Annotated in this window: 12 protein-coding genes; all 12 read right to left on the bottom strand. The window is 69.8% G+C overall.

The features are described 5' to 3' along the window. Positions 1-78 precede the first annotated feature (78 nt). Entirely contained in the window at positions 79-2,133 is a 2,055-nt protein-coding gene (locus Dac01nite_RS04790) for an S-layer homology domain-containing protein (protein ID WP_203653786.1), read from the bottom strand. 482 nt (positions 2,134-2,615) lie between these two features. Next, positions 2,616-3,539 carry a GNAT family N-acetyltransferase gene (locus Dac01nite_RS04785; protein WP_203653785.1) on the bottom strand — a complete coding sequence of 308 codons (924 nt, stop codon included), beginning with the start codon at positions 3,537-3,539 and terminating at the stop codon, positions 2,616-2,618. Further along, on the bottom strand, positions 3,536-4,690 hold the full coding sequence (gene ispG, locus Dac01nite_RS04780) for a flavodoxin-dependent (E)-4-hydroxy-3-methylbut-2-enyl-diphosphate synthase (RefSeq protein ID WP_203653784.1): 1,155 nt from the start codon (positions 4,688-4,690) through the stop codon (positions 3,536-3,538). The genes Dac01nite_RS04785 and ispG overlap by 4 nt, the downstream gene beginning before the upstream one ends. 47 nt (positions 4,691-4,737) lie before the next feature. After that, a complete protein-coding gene (locus Dac01nite_RS04775) occupies positions 4,738-6,048 on the bottom strand; it encodes a M50 family metallopeptidase (protein ID WP_203653783.1) in 1,311 nt (436 codons plus the stop codon). A gap of 25 nt (positions 6,049-6,073) precedes the next feature. Beyond that, positions 6,074-7,225: a 1-deoxy-D-xylulose-5-phosphate reductoisomerase gene (gene dxr, locus Dac01nite_RS04770; RefSeq protein ID WP_203653782.1), complete on the bottom strand. Its 1,152-nt coding sequence runs from the start codon at positions 7,223-7,225 to the stop codon at positions 6,074-6,076. Beyond that, positions 7,222-7,776, bottom strand: coding sequence for a DivIVA domain-containing protein (locus Dac01nite_RS04765; RefSeq protein ID WP_203653781.1), 555 nt, complete (start codon positions 7,774-7,776; stop codon positions 7,222-7,224). Before Dac01nite_RS04765 ends, dxr begins: the two co-directional genes overlap by 4 nt. Then, positions 7,776-8,885 (bottom strand): dual-specificity RNA methyltransferase RlmN, encoded by a 1,110-nt coding sequence (gene rlmN / locus Dac01nite_RS04760; protein WP_203653780.1) that lies wholly within the window; start codon positions 8,883-8,885, stop codon positions 7,776-7,778. Before rlmN ends, Dac01nite_RS04765 begins: the two co-directional genes overlap by 1 nt. Then, positions 8,882-10,078 (bottom strand): phosphatidate cytidylyltransferase, encoded by a 1,197-nt coding sequence (locus Dac01nite_RS04755; RefSeq protein WP_203653779.1) that lies wholly within the window; start codon positions 10,076-10,078, stop codon positions 8,882-8,884. The genes rlmN and Dac01nite_RS04755 overlap by 4 nt, the downstream gene beginning before the upstream one ends. A 32-nt stretch (positions 10,079-10,110) precedes the next feature. Further along, entirely contained in the window at positions 10,111-10,668 is a 558-nt protein-coding gene (frr, locus tag Dac01nite_RS04750; RefSeq protein WP_203653778.1) for a ribosome recycling factor, read from the bottom strand. A 31-nt stretch (positions 10,669-10,699) separates the two neighbouring features. Beyond that, on the bottom strand, positions 10,700-11,449 hold the full coding sequence (pyrH, locus tag Dac01nite_RS04745) for a UMP kinase (protein ID WP_203653777.1): 750 nt from the start codon (positions 11,447-11,449) through the stop codon (positions 10,700-10,702). Positions 11,450-11,506: 57 nt separating this feature from the next. Further along, positions 11,507-12,346, bottom strand: a complete 840-nt coding sequence (tsf, locus tag Dac01nite_RS04740) for a translation elongation factor Ts (RefSeq protein ID WP_203653776.1) — start codon at positions 12,344-12,346, stop codon at positions 11,507-11,509. Between the two features lie 11 nt (positions 12,347-12,357). Then, on the bottom strand, positions 12,358-12,633 hold a 276-nt coding region (locus Dac01nite_RS04735), incomplete at its 5' end, for a hypothetical protein (protein ID WP_203653775.1).

Raw genomic sequence — 12,633 nt, 5'->3', positions numbered from 1 at the left:
TGCGGTGGCGCGCTCGCCGCGGACGTGGCAAGGCCCGCGGACGCCGGTGGGCGTCCGCGGGCCGAGGAGCGCAGTGCCCTAGAGGAGCACGCCGTTCAGCTTGAACAGGAACACCGCCATCTGGCCACGGGTCACGTCGTCGGAGGGGCCGTAGCCGCCCGACGCGTAGCCCGAGGCGATGCCGGACTCGGCCAGCCACTCGATGTGCTTGTAGAAGGTGTGAGTGGTGGGAACGTCATCGAACGTCGGGGTCGCCGGGGGCGTGTACTCCGGCGAGCCGGCGAGCTTGTAGAGGAACGCCGCCATCTGGCCACGATTGAGGTCGTTCGACACTCCGAACCTCGAGCCGTCGCCCACGCCGTACGTGATGCCCTCGTTCGCCATCCAGGTGATGTGCTTGTAGAAGACGTTGGACGTCGACACGTCCGCGAACGGCGACTCGGCCGGAGGCGTCCATGCCGGCGAGCCGGCCATCTTGTACAGGAACGCCGCCACCTGGCCGCGCGAGATCTCGTCCGAAGGGCCGAATCCACCGTTGGCGTAGCCGTAGGTGATCCCCGACTGCGACAGCCACGAGATGTGCTTGTAGAACGGGTGCGTGTCAGGGACGTCCGTGAACGACGAGGTGTACACCGTCGGGGTCACGTCGTCCTCGCAGCCGGCCGCGGGGCGGTCGGCGTTCAGGAGCACGTTGTCGATCGCGAGGCCCTCGAACGAGTTGTTCACGAGCCAGCCGTAGCGGTTGCCGCCCACGGCGACGTTGATCGTGTCGGCTGCGTTCCCGCCGAGCGTCCACTGCTTGAGCACGGAGTCGGTCGCGTCCACGACACGCATGTCGACGTAGAGCAGGCCATCCTGCTCGTAGAACGACGCCCCGAGCGAGTACCACCCGGACTCGGTGATCGTCGCCGGGTCCTCGCCATAGCCGCCGATGAACGGCGTCGAGTTGGCGGCGTTGTTCGACGCGCCAGCGGTCCAGGTGCCTTCGCCAGCGGTGCCCACGGTGAACACGAAGTCGCGCTGGTGCGCGCCGTCGGTGCCGTTGACGCCGAGCGACCACTGGAACTGTCCTGCCTCGGACTGGGTGTCGAAGTAGAAGTCCGCCGAGCTGAACCAGCCGTGCGCGGGGAACGCCGAGGCGTAGCCGCCGAAGCGCGTGAACACGTCCGCGTTGTACTCGATCACCGGCGCAGTCGCGTAGTAGCAGCCACCGGCAGCGGCGAGCTCGTCCGTGCTCTCGACGATCGACACGCCCGAGAGCCCACCGTCTGCGGAGGCGCTGTCAGAGGCATCCTCGAAGTCGATGAGCGTCGAGGCGATGCTCGGCACCGGCGTGGCCGAGATCGAGAACACCGGTGCGTAGCCGGTCCAGCCGAGGTCCTGGCGCAGCGCACCGAGGCCCGCCTCGCCGTCATCGTTGTAGCCCACCGGCGCGTACGCGTCGATCACGATGGAGTCGATGTCCGAGTCGGTACCGACCGACGCGGAGGTGTCCCCCAGGTCGATGTTCAGGCTGTCGTACGGGCCCTTCGCCAGGTCGCTGTTCTTGCTCGTGTAGGTCGAGAAGGCCACGACGACCTCGTCAGGCAGGGGTGTTGCGGTGGCGGAGAAGTCGAAGGTGACGGGGAAGGAGAAGCCGTTCTGGCACGTGTCCAGTGCGGCGTCGTGCCACGTGCTGGCGCCCTCGCCGCACTCCTCGGCGTTCGCCGACGGACGGAACGGGACGTCGACGTCCTGCGTGAGCTCGGCCAGCACGGCGCTGGGTGCCGCAGCGGCACCTTCGCCGTCGACGGCATACACCGTGGCCGTGACCGGATGGGTGTAGGAGGATCCGGGAGTCGACACGCACTCGGCGCCCGTGCCGGACTCGCATGCCCAGCTGTTGAGGCTGACCTCGATCTGGTCGAGCATCCGGTTGGCACCGGCGAGCTCGACGATGTCGCCGACGGCTAGGGTCGAGCGGGCGTTGAAGCCGATGCTCGGGTACGAGGCGGGCGCCTCGGCGGGCAGTGACGAGAAGACGACGCTGCTCGCGTCCTCCGTGCTGGTGGCCTGGGCGGCGGTGCCGACCAGGGTCGCGGCCAGCGCCGCGATCGAGACTCCCGCAACCGTGCGGGCAGTGGTGTTTCGCATTAAGAATCCCCTCAGAATCTTCGTGGCATGACGATATTCAGCAGTCGCATACCTATGAGCCCTTGAACCCTATCGATACTGATAATGGACGTGGAACAGGTACTCCGATGTGTGATGAAGTCCACTAGATCCGCGCGACACTTTTCCGAAACGTCCCCTTTTTGCGCCCTTACGCTCGCGCTGGTGCTGCTCGGCAATCTCCGTGACATTGTTCAGGAGAATGCGATACACGGGTGCGCGGAGCTGCGGTCCACGCCCTCCGCGCCTCCGGCGTCGACACACGCCGCGCCAGTGGGACCCTCGAGCCGCCGCCCGTTCGTCACGAAGGCATCCTTCCCGGCGGGAGCGTGGGCCAAGGCGAAGCATGCTTGCGGGCCACCGTGACCTCGCCCGCGGTGCCGGGGCGCAGCCGCTGAGCACGAGCGCGGATGTCCAGGAGACGGTGGTGCGGGTCCGGACGCGCGACGCGCCTCGAGCTCGGCCTAGAACATCACGGTCGCGAAGGTCCCCACGCACCGGAAGCCCACGGCCTCATACGCCGCGAGCGCGGGTGCGTTGAAGTCGTTGACGTAGAGGGACACCGTGGGAGCGTGCTCCACGCGGACGGCGGAGATCACGGCTGCGAGGCCCGCGCGCGCGAGGCCGCGACCGCGCAGATCGGGGTGGACCCACACGCCCTGCAGCTGCGCCACGCCCCCGCCGAGCGCGCCCACCTCCGCCTTGAACACCACCTCGCGCCGGCCGTGCACCGTGCCGTATTGCAGGTAGGCGCGTCCCGCGCGGACCAGATGATGGAGCCGCTCCTCGTACGCCGCTCGGCCGTGCCGCATCGGGTCGTAGCCCACCTCGCCGATGAACATGTGCACGCATGCCGGGAGAAGGGCCTCGTAGTCCTCGTCGCGCGCGCGCCGCACGGCGTCGAGCGCGAGGTCCGCCGCGTCCACGGGCGCGGCGTGAGGCGCGGGCGCATCGGCGACCATCGAGACCTGACGGGGACGCACCTCCCGGGCGGGGCCCCACCACGGCTCGACGCGTCCCCACAGATCCAGCGTCAGGTCCGCCTCGCCCACGATCGCCGCCGGGCGCGCGAGTCGCCCGATCGCCGCCGCTGCAAGGTCGGCGCGCAACGCCTCATCGGCGTCCTGGTCGCCGGTGGGGGCCACGACCGCGCAGAGATTCGCGCCGGACCACACCAGGCCCGCCAGCTCGCGCCCCCAGCCGTGCCTGCGGCGAATGACCCACAGCCCCGCGGGCATCACGCCCGAGGCACGTGCAGCCTCGAGGTGCATCGCCGGCACCACGGTGGTGACGGGATCCGTCTCGCACAGCGCCGTGAGCGCGTCGAGATCGCGGCGCTGCGCCGGCGTCAGCGAGTGCTGAGCGCGCCGGAGCAGCGAGTCCGTCATTGGGCGGCCATCACCTGCGGAGACGCGCCCTCCTCGGGCTCCATCGTCTCGGCGATGCGCATCGCCTCCTCGATCAGCGTCTCGACGATCTGGCTCTCGGGCACCGTCTTGATGACCTCGCCCTTGACGAAGATCTGTCCCTTGCCGTTGCCCGAGGCCACGCCCAGGTCCGCCTCACGGGCCTCGCCGGGCCCGTTCACGACGCAGCCCATGACGGCGACGCGCAACGGCACCTCCATGCCCTCGAGTCCTGCGGTGACCTTCTCCGCGAGCTCGTACACGTCCACCTGCGCGCGCCCGCAGGACGGACAGGACACGATCTCGAGCTTGCGCGGCCGCAGGTTGAGCGACTGGAGGATCTGGATGCCGACCTTGACCTCCTCGACCGGAGGCGCGGACAGGGACACACGAATGGTGTCGCCGATGCCCTGGCTGAGGAGAGCGCCGAACGCGGTGGCGGACTTGATGGTGCCCTGGAAGGCGGGGCCGGCCTCGGTCACGCCCAGGTGCAGGGGCCAATCGCCGCGCTCGGAGAGCTGGCGGTAGGCCTCCACCATCACGACCGGGTCGTTGTGCTTGACGGAGATCTTGAAGTCGTGGAAGCCGTGCTCCTCGAACAGGCTGGCCTCCCACACGGCGGACTCGACGAGTGCCTCCGGGGTGGCCTTGCCGTACTTGTCCATGATGCGCTTGTCGAGGCTTCCGGCGTTGACGCCGATGCGGATCGACGTGCCGTGGTCCTTCGCGGCCGCGGCGATCTCCTTGACCTGGTCGTCGAAGCGCTTGATGTTGCCGGGGTTGACGCGCACGGCCGCGCAACCGGCCTCGATCGCGGCGAACACGTACTTGGGCTGGAAGTGGATGTCCGCGATCACCGGGATCTGGGACTTCTTCGCGATGATGGGCAGCGCCTCGGCATCGTCCTGCGTGGGGCAGGCGACGCGGACGATGTCGCAACCGGCGGCCGTCAGCTCCGCGATCTGCTGCAGCGTCGCGTTGATGTCCGTGGTCTTGGTGGTGGTCATCGACTGCACCGAGACCGGCGCGTCGCCCCCGACGTAGACGCTCCCCACCTTGATCTTGCGGGTCTTCTTGCGCGGGGCAAGCGTGGGGGCGGGCATGGCAGGCATTCCGAGTCCGATGGCAGTCACAGTCTCATTATCTCCTCAGACGTCGTTTCGATTTCCAGGCGCGGCGATCACAGCACGTTGACGGGCGCGACGATGTCCGCATAGATGAGAACGACGCCCATGACCAGCAGAATTCCGAACACTCCGTACGCCAGCGGCATCATGCGTGCCACATCCACGGGCGCAGGGGCCGGGCGCGCGCGCAGGCGCGCCCAACCGTTCTTGATCCCCTGCCACAGCGCCGAGGCGACGTGGCCGCCGTCGAGCGGCACGAGCGGGATCATGTTGAACACGAACAGCGCGAGATTGAGGCCGGCGAGCAGGTTCAGCATGTCGCCCAACTTCTCGGTGAGCCCGTAGCCCTCGACGTCGGCGCTGGTGATCTCACCCGCGACCCTGCCCACGCCCACGACGCCCATGATCGAGTCCGTGCTGCGCTCCTCGAGACCCAGCGCGGCCCGCGTCACGTCCCACAGGTGCTGCGGCAGGTTCACGATGACCTCGGTGGTCGCCACCAGGTAGTTCCACGTCTGCACGGCGCCGGCCGTGAGCGGCTGCGGCTCGGTCACGAACTCCGAGGTCACGCCCAGGTAGCCGACGGTCTCGAGCATCGGCTCGCCGCTGGTGTCGAGCACCGGCTCCCCCGCATCGTTCGTCACGGTCCGCTCCCGCTCGCCGGGAGTCACGGACAGCGTCAGCGGCTCTCCGTCGCGCAGCACCTCGAGCGGCATGGTCTGGCCGGGGCTCGCCGCGATGATCGCGGTGGCCTGCTGCCAGTCCTCGGCGGGAACACCGTCGACCGCCGTGATGGTGTCGCCGTCCTCGAGCCCGGCCTCGGCTGCGGGCGACGCGGGATCGCCGGCGGCGCACTCGGTCGCCCCGGCGGCCGGCACGCACGGCACGACCTGACCCACGGTCAGAGTCTGCGTGGGTGCCCCGATGGTGGTGAGCACGATTGTGAACAGGATGACCGCCAGCGCGAGGTTCACGAGGGGTCCACCCATCATCACGATGACCTTCTTCCACCACGCGAGGTGGTAGAAGGCGCGGTGGTCCTCGCCCGGCTGGATCTCCTCGACCGCGGCCTCACGCGCATCGCCGATGACGCGCGCCACCCATCCGGTGCCGCGGACGGGCTTCACGCGGTCCTCCGGGGGGATCATGCCCACCAGCCGCACGTAGCCGCCCAGCGGGATGGCCTTGACGCCGTACTCGGTCTCGCGGCCGCGACGCGACCACAGGGTGGGACCGAACCCCACGAAGTACTCGCTCACGCGCACGCCGAACCTCTTCGCGGGCACCATGTGCCCCACCTCGTGCAGCGCGATCGAGATCAGCAGCCCGACCACGAGCACCAGGATGCCCACCAGCGTCAACATGTCCCTACCCTACGTAGCCGTTGCCTCAGCCGATGCGGGCACGAGCGCGCTCGCGCGCCCACCGCTCCGCATGGTCGACCGCGTCCAGCGACAGCTCGCTGGGCGCCTCGTACTCCTCCACAACGCTCCTGACCGTGTCGACGATCCCGAGGAACGGCAACGATCCTGCAACGAACGCTGCGACGCACTCTTCGTTCGCGGCGTTGAACACCGCCGGATGCAGTGCCGACGCCGCGACGGCCTCGCGGGCCACGCGCACCGCGGGGAAGGCTCGCTCGTCCAGCGGCTCGAAGGTCCACGTGGACGCCTGGCTCCAGTCGCATGCAGGCGCGGCGTCCGCGACGCGGTCGGGCCACGACAGTCCCAGGGCGATGGGAAGCCGCATGTCCGGAGGCGACACCTGCGCCAGGGTGCTGCCATCGACGAACTCGACCATCGAGTGCACCATCGACTGCGCATGCACCACGACGTCGATGCGGTCCATGGGGATGTCGAACAGCAGGTGCGCCTCGATCACCTCGAGCGCCTTGTTGACCATCGACGCGGAGTTGATGGTCACGACGGGGCCCATGTCCCACGTGGGGTGGTTCAGGGCGTCAGCGGGGGTCACGTGGGCGAGCTCCTCACGGCTGCGGCCGCGGAACGCGCCGCCGGAGGCGGTCACGACCAAGCGCGCGACCTCGCTGGCAGCGCCGCCGCGCAGAGCCTGGGCCAGCGCCGAGTGCTCGGAGTCGACCGGGACGATCTGACCCGGGCGCCGCACGGCAGCCTTCACGAGCGCGCCGCCCGCCACGAGAGACTCCTTGTTCGCCAGGGCCAGCGTGCTCCCGGCCTCGAGCGCCGCGAGAGTGGGCCGCAGCCCCACGGACCCGGTGATCCCGTTGAGCACCACATCGGCGCCGCACCCTGCGGCGGCGACCACCGCATCGGCGCCGGAGCGGACGTCGACCCCGGGCAGGGCGGCGGAGATGGCGCGCACGGCATCGGCCGATGCGACGGCCACCAGCGGTGCCCGTGTCGCCTTCGCCTGCGCGATCACGGCATCGGGGTCGGAGCCGCCCGCGGCGAGCGCGACCACACGGAAGCGGTCAGGGTTGCGCGCGATGACGTCGAGCGCCTGCGTGCCGATCGACCCGGTGGAGCCCAGCAGCGAGACGGTGCGAGGGCTGTCGCTCACGCGGCCCCGAGCAGGATGTCGACCGCGCGGGCGAGGTACGCGTCGACCACGCGCTCCTCGTAGGCGGCCCAGGACGAGCGCCGCTTGAACGTCGCGCTGCGCAGCTCGTCCGCGGTGAGCGGCTTGCCCTGGTCGAAGAACGCGGTGAGCCGGTCCAGCAGCTGGTCGACGTCCGCCTGTGCGTAGCCGCCGTGCAGTCCGCTGGGACGGTCGAAGCGCTCTCCCGCCGGGCGGCGCAGGCGCGGGTACAGGCTCTGGGCGCGCTCGGCAAGCTGCGCCATCCACGCGTCCTGGCCGTGCTCCTTGATGAACCGCTCCTTCACGCGAGCGGAGAACGCCACCTCGAGCCGGTCGAGCGCGCTGTCCACCGAGGCCGTCGAGTACCCGCCACGGGCCAGGCCGAACGATGCCCGTCGCACGTCGAAGGACGCGAGGTCGTCCGCGGCGCCGGGCTGCTCGTACACGTGTCGCGCCTGAGCGAAGTAGGCGTCGACGTCATCACGGCGATAGCCGAGCTTGGTCGCACCCGCACGGGGGAACAGGTCAGGCATCAGACCTCCTTGATCGCGAGCTGGCCGCACGCTCCATCGATGTCACTGCCTCGAGTATCCCGGATCGTGGTCGGAATCCCGTGAGCGCGCAGGGTGTGGACGAACTCTCGCTCGACCTCAGGGTCCGATGCGGTCCACTTCGACCCGGGCGTGGGGTTCAGCGGGATGGGGTTGACGTGGACCCAGCCGTCGCCGCGCTCCTTGAGCTTGCGGCCCAGGAGGTCTGCGCGATGCGCGTGGTCGTTCATGTCGCGGATCAGGGCGTACTCGATGCTGACGCGCCTGCCCGTGGCGTCGAAGTAGCGTCGTGCCGCGTCCAGGGCCTCGTCCACGGTCCACCGCGTGTTGATGGGCACCAGCTCGTTGCGCAGCTCGTCGTCCGGCGCATGCAGGCTGAGCGCCAGCGTCACCGGGATGCCCTCCTTGGTGAGCTTGTCGATCGCGGGCACCAGGCCCACCGTGGAGACCGTGACGTGGCGCGCGGACAGGCCGAAGCCGTGCGGCTCGGGCGCGACGAGCGCGCGCACGGTCTGCATCACGGCCTTGTAGTTGGCGAGCGGCTCGCCCATGCCCATGAAGACCACGTTGGACAGCCGGACCTGCTCGCCCAGGTCGCCGTCGCGCGCCGACCTGGCGGCCAGGCGCACCTGCTCGATGATCTCCGCGGCGGACAGGTTGCGCGTCAGCCCCATCTGGCCGGTGGCGCAGAACGGGCACGCCATGCCGCAGCCGGCCTGGCTCGTGACGCACAGCGTCGCCCGCTCCGGGTACTTCATCAGCACGGACTCGACCTTGACGCCGTCGTGGAGGCTCCACAGCGTCTTGCGGGTCGCGCCGCCGTCGGCGACCAGCGACGTCACCGGCTTCATGAGCGGAGGGAACACCTGCTGAGCGATCTCCTCGCGCGCCGCGGCCGGCAGGTCCGTCATGTCCGCGGGATCCACCGTCAGGTGGGTGTAGTAGTGCGTCGCGAGCTGCTTGGCGCGGAACGCGGGCAGGCCCATCTCGCGGACGGTCTCGATCCGCTCGTCCGTGGTGAGGTCCGCGAAGTGGCGTGGCGGCTTGCCGCGGCGCGGCGCCGCGAACTGGAGAAGTGGTCGGTCGGTCATACGGCTCCCTGGAGAAGTGCGAACACGACGTATGCCACCGGCGCGGCCAGCAGCAGAGAGTCGATGCGATCCATGATGCCTCCGTGGCCCGGAAGCAGCGAACTCATGTCCTTGACCTGGATGTCGCGCTTGACGGCGGACTCCGCGAGGTCGCCCAGCACGGCGGCCACCACGCACGCCGCGCCCACGAGCGCGCCGATCCACCACTGACCGTCGTAGAAGAAGTACGCGGCGATCGAGGCGGCGAGGGTGCCCAGCACCAGTCCGCCTGCGAAGCCCTCCCAGGTCTTCTTGGGGCTCACGCGTGGAGCCATGGGGTGGCGGCCGAACAGCATGCCCGCGAACAGGCCGCCCGAGTCGGCACCCGCGACCGCGAGGATCACCACCAGCACGCGGTGCCAGCCGTCGTCCGCGAGCACCAGCAGCACCAGGAACGCCGCCATGAACGGGATCCACAGCAGGGTGAGCATGCTCGCGAGCGAGTCGGCGAGGGTGTTCTCGATGCGTTCGTCCACCACGCGCCATGCGACGGTGCCGGCGCAGCCCACCATGAGCGCCACCACGAGCCCCTCGGGACCGTAGTACCAGGTCGAGATCATGAATCCCACGGTCGCGAGCGCGACGGGGATGAGCGGCACCTGGCGCGCCTGCTTGGCCAGCACCGTTCGCCACTCCACCACGGCGGCCAGGGAGAACAGGCACGCGAGCACGGTGAAGGCCAGCGGATCCCACCAGGCGGCGACCACGACGATCGCGAGCAGGCCGATGCCGACCGCGGCCGCTGCCGGCATGTTCCGTCCGCTTCGCGACACGGGCGCCACCTGAGGCACCGGGGACTCCACGGGCCGGGGCGTCTCGGGGTCGATGCGGGGATCGTCCACCGCATCCGCGCTCGCACCATGAGGGACGGGTGCGGCCGATGCGGCGCTGGCCCTGGGCGCCCCGGCGACAGCCGGCGCGCCCTCCCCTGGGCGCCCCGCGCGGTCCTGCTGGACCGGCGCTGCGGGCTCCGGCGCATCGGCCGGCTGCTCGGGGCCGTCGTCGTGCAGCGACGGCATCCCGGGAACGTAGTACGGCGCGGGCTGGAACTCGGAGGTGGCCGCCCACGGCGACGCGGAGGGCTGCGGCTCCGGCGTGCCAGCATCCCGCTGGGGCCCACGGGGGTCCTTGTCGCGGCGGCGGAAGATGCTCATGGAGGGGTCACCGCGCACGACGCGGCCCGAGGCTAGACCTCGAGCAGCTCGCTCTCCTTGTGCGCCAGCAGCGCGTCGATCGCGTCGACGTGCTTCTTGGTGAGGCCGTCGAGCTCCTTCTCCGCGCGGGAGCCCTCGTCCTCGCCCACCTCGCCATCCTTGACGGCGGCGTCGATCTGGTCCTTGGCCTTGCGTCGCATGTTGCGCACCGTGACGCGAGCGTCCTCGGCCTTGGACTTCGCGAGCTTGACGTAGTCGCGGCGGCGCTCCTCGGTGAGCTGCGGCATCACGATGCGCAGCACGGTGCCGTCGTCCGAGGGGTTCACGCCCAGGTCCGAGTTGCGGATCGCGGACTCGATCTCCTGCTTCGCGGAGGCGTCGTACGGGGCGACGAGCACCATCCGCGCCTCCGGGAGCGTGATCGACGCCAGCTGCTGCAGCGGCGTGGGAGCGCCGTAGTAGTCGACCGTGATGTTGGCGAACATCGCCGCAGACGCCTGGCCGCTGCGAATGCCGGCGAAGTTGTCCTTCGCGACCGCCACGGCGTTGTCCATGTGCTCCTCTGCCTCGAGGAGGATCTCGTCGATCACCTGTGCTCCTTCAGTCTCGTCGCCGGCGGCCTCAGGCCGTGACCAGCGTCCCGATTCTCTCACCCGCGAGTGCGCGAGTCACGTTGCCTGGCTCCTCGAGCCCGAACACCCTCATGGGCATGGCGTTGTCCTTGGCCAGCGAGAACGCGGCGGCGTCCATCACGTTGAGGCCCTGCTGCAGAGCGTCCGCATACGTGACGTGCTCGAGCAGCGTCGCGTCGGGATCCTCGCGCGGATCCGCCGTGTAGACGCCATCGACGCCGTTCTTGCCCATCAGCACCTCGGTGCAGCGCACCTCGAGGGCCCGCTGGAGCGAGACGGTGTCCGTGGAGAAGTACGGCATGCCGGCGCCTGCGCCGAAGATCACCACGCGCCCCTTCTCCATGTGCCGCACGGCGCGCAGCGGGATGTACGGCTCTGCGACCTGGCCCATGGTGATGGCGGTCTGGACGCGCGTCGCGACGCCTGCCTGCTCGAGGAAGTCCTGCAGCGCCAGCGCGTTCATGACCGTGCCGAGCATGCCCATGTAGTCGGCTCGCGCGCGCTCCATGCCGCGCTGCGACAGGTCCGCTCCGCGGAAGAAGTTGCCGCCGCCCACCACGATGCACACCTGCACGCCGTCCTTGACGGCGACCGCCACCTCGCGGGCGATGCGGTTGATGACGTCTGCGTCGAGCCCCACGGACCCGCCGCCGAACATCTCACCCGACAGCTTCAGCAGAACGCGCCGCACCTCGGAGGAGTCTCCGGTGTCCGGATTCACGATCGTGGACTCGGACATCGGCTCCTCCTGAGGTTGCGGCGCGCTGCTGTGGTCTGGTGTCTCCTGCCTGGAAGCCTATGCTCCCACGCGGAAGCGAGCGAAGGCCTGGACCTCGCCGCCCGAGTTCTCGATGACCTTGCCGACCGTGGTCTTCGGGTCCTTCGCGAACGCCTGGTCCACCAGGGTGTTCTCCTTGAAGAAGCCGTTCAGGCGGCCCTCCACGATCTTGGGCAGCGCCTGCTCGGGCTTGCCCTCGGCCTTGGCGGTCTCCTCGGCCACGCGACGCTCGTTGGCGACGACGTCCTCGGGGACCTCCTCGCGCACGAGGTACGACGGCGAGTAGGCGGCGATGTGCATCGCGATGTCGCGAGCGACCTCGCCGGCCTTGGCGTCCGAGCCGACCAGGACGCCCACCTGCGCGGGGAGGTCCTTGTTGGTGCGGTGGAGGTACTCGGTCACGGCGGGCGCCGCGATGCGGGCGACGCGGCGCAGGACGATCTTCTCGCCCAGGATGCCGGCCTCGGCGTCGATGACCTCCTGCAGGGTCTTGCCGTCGACGTCGGTCGCGAGCGCGGCCTCTGCCGAGTCGGCGCCCGAGGCGACGACCGTGGCGAGGACCTGGTCCGCGAGCGCCACGAACTTGTCGTTCTTGGCCACGAAGTCGGTCTCGGAGTTGAGCTCGATGAGCGTGCCCACCTGACCGCCGTCCACGTCCTGGATGGACGCGGCGACGAGGCCCTCGGAGGCCGAGCGGCCCTCGCGCTTGGTGACGCCCTTCAGGCCCTTGACGCGCAGGATGTCGACGGCCTTGTCCAGGTCGCCCTCCGCCTCGTCGAGCGCCTTCTTGACGTCGAGCATGCCGGCGCCGGTGCGCTCACGCAGTGCCTGGATGTCGGCAACGGTGTAGTTCGCCATGTGCGATTCCCTTACTTCTCGTCGGCGGCGTCGGCAGCGGCCTCGGTGGGCTCGTCCGCCTTGTCGGCAGCCGTGGTGGTCTTCTTGGCGGCCGGCTTCTTGGCCGGCGCCTTCTTCGCAGCGGGCTTCTTGGCGGCGGGCTTCTTCGCGGGCTTGTCCTCCGCGTCGTCGGCCTCGGCCTTCTCGTCAGCCTTCTCGTCAGCCTTGGGCTCCTCGGCCTTCTCGTCGGCCTTCTCGTCAGCCTTGGGCTCCTCGGCCTTCTCGTCAGCCTTCTCGTCAGCCTTGGG

Source organism: Demequina activiva, from assembly GCF_016862815.1.
Taxonomy (GTDB): Bacteria; Actinomycetota; Actinomycetes; order Actinomycetales; family Demequinaceae; genus Demequina; species Demequina activiva.
This window is presented reverse-complemented; position numbering and strand designations above follow the sequence as displayed.